Source organism: Acetatifactor sp., assembly GCF_982438285.1.
Genome location: NZ_CEWDFQ010000485.1, coordinates 1 through 1,776, shown reverse-complemented (window position 1 = coordinate 1,776; position 1,776 = coordinate 1). Strand labels below are relative to the sequence as shown.

The following is a 1,776-nucleotide window of genomic DNA, read 5'->3' as shown; positions in this document are numbered from 1 at the left end:
TCATAGGTCCTTGCAGCATCCACCTCAAGGCTTATCGGGTCATGAAGCTCAAAAAACAGATAGCCGTCATACGCGGCACATCGCGTAAGGGACCCATACTCTTGTAAATCCCCCTCAAACTGATAAACAGTCTCTGCCTCTCCGCCCTGCCTTGGAATGCGAAGCAGATAGGTTTCCTCTATCCAATCATTATTTGCATCCAAACCCACATCACAGCTTTGGATCAGATAGATATAATCAGCATCATAATTTACCGGAGTTACCTCTTCCGTTTCCTCTACTGCATAAAATAATTGCGGTGTCTTGGTTACATAATCCACATACCCGATATCTCCGCGCTCATTGGATACATAATACACACCTGTATCTGTAATGATCGGCGACAGATAATAAGCCGCGTCACATAAAAATTCATAAGCTCCATTCTCATTTTCCAGATAAATGCTTCTATACAGTTCATCCTTATACCTGCTTACAACCTGTTTTCCCCGCAATAGCTTTTTGCATGCAGCCACATCCATTACCGGATAATATCGTTTCTTTGACTCCTCAGCCAGATTCCAGTATTCTTCTGAATCATAAGGTACCTGCATCCTTCTCCAGTCCAAATCCATACATTCATTGTACTGTTTATACAGAAAATCCTCGCCCTTTTCGTCCAGCTGTCGGATAATCTGGCCATTCCGGCTTAGTGCAAAGCCGATTCTTTTTGCTTCCAATCCACTTGCTACATACAGCTTATCTTCATAAATAGATATATGATACAGAACGTCAAACACCTGGCTGAACATTGCAAGCGCATCTTCTACCTCCTGCGTATCCAGATTCATCCGGTAAATTGTTGCCGCCTCATCTTCACCCCTTTGCCCAGAGCCACAGAAGTAGAGGAAATTCTGATATATTTCCATCCCTCTCTGATATTGATATGAATTTTCATAAATACGCTCTTTTGCTCCGTCATTTTTTATGCAATAAATGCCGTCTGCTGCTGCCAGATAAACATTATCTCCATAGCACCGAATCAATTTATTATACTCGTGATTATAATCAAAGGGTATGTACGCATCTTCCGTTTCTGCAGCATTCTCCTCTGTATCCTTGGGTGCCTGATTTTCGTTTGCCTGTTTTTCGTCCGCCCATGTCTGTTCAGTTGTCTGTTCAGTTGTCTGTTCATCTGCCTGTCCGGTGATCTGTCCGCCATTCTCCCCATATGGCTGGTACCCGCAGGAAACAAAAATGGTTATGCTCGTGACCGCAATAACTGCCAGCGCCATGCCGAAAATCCCCTTCTTTTTTCTTCCTGCGTCCGTTAAATCATCCTTGCGCTTCTTCATTCTCTTCCCATCCTCTCCATATCCAGTAAATAAATTTTCATACAGTGGTTGCCGCATATGATTATTTTTCATGAGCTGGGTCACCATATCATACGTAATATTCATACCGGCAATGCGCAATCTTACTTTTTCTTCTCTGAAATGAAACCCTGTCTCATCACGCATGACCTCTTTTATTTTATCCGTAAATACCATTCATTCTGTTTTGCTATCCACTGTTTCTGCCATTCATCCTCATTCACAATCGCATCGAATACAGACTCAAGAAATTTTTGTATTTCCTCAATCACAACCGAAAACTCAAGCGTTTTATCTTTTATGGTTTTCAAAAAGAATTTCCAACGCTTCTGTATATCCTCATCATCGGCAAGTGCAACCACGCGCTTAAAGCTTTCTCTGTCATAGGGAGTACCACGCCGCTGTAAGGTTTCAAAGATAGCTG

General features: G+C 42.4%; 1 protein-coding gene and 1 pseudogene. Both read right to left on the bottom strand.

The window, feature by feature from the left end; all coding sequences use genetic code 11:
• Window positions 1–1,334: hypothetical protein (locus AC1WIP_RS15520; protein ID WP_481142675.1), on the bottom strand; the 1,334-nt coding region annotated here is incomplete at its 3' end.
• 173 nt (window positions 1,335–1,507) lie between these two features.
• A pseudogene (locus tag AC1WIP_RS15515) lies at window positions 1,508–1,776 on the bottom strand (nucleotidyl transferase AbiEii/AbiGii toxin family protein); the annotation flags it as partial.